This window comes from Streptomyces sp. BE20 (assembly GCF_036322525.1).
GTDB lineage: Bacteria > Actinomycetota > Actinomycetes > Streptomycetales > Streptomycetaceae > Kitasatospora.
Window position 1 is genome coordinate 1 of record NZ_JAQYWW010001185.1, and the last position, 328, is coordinate 328.

Annotated in this window: 1 protein-coding gene; it reads right to left on the minus strand. The window is 71.3% G+C overall.

All coding sequences use genetic code 11. The features are described from left to right. A partial coding sequence (locus PUR61_RS37675) for a hypothetical protein (RefSeq protein ID WP_329884158.1) occupies window positions 1-328 on the minus strand: 328 nt, incomplete at both ends.

Here is a 328-nt window from a genome sequence, read left to right on the forward strand (position 1 = left end):
GACGGTGGTGGTGAGCACGTCGGAGACGTCGTCGAGCACCTCGATCCTCGGGCCGCGGCGCCTGCTGCCGGCTTCCAGTGCGGCCAGGGGCGCGTTCTCGTCGGGCGGCCGGCGGTCCAGCTCGGTGGTGACGCCGGCCTCCAGGCGCGCGCACATCCGGGCGTTGTAGGCGTAGCCGCAGCTGTCCTCGTCCGTGATCACGAAGCGCTGGGTGCGCCGGGGGTCCATGACGGCGAAGTCCAGTTCGTCGGCGCCGTGCCGCGCGATAAGGCCGGCGGCGAGGGTCTTCAGCAGTTTGGTCTTTCCGCACTCGCTGTCGCCCTTCACC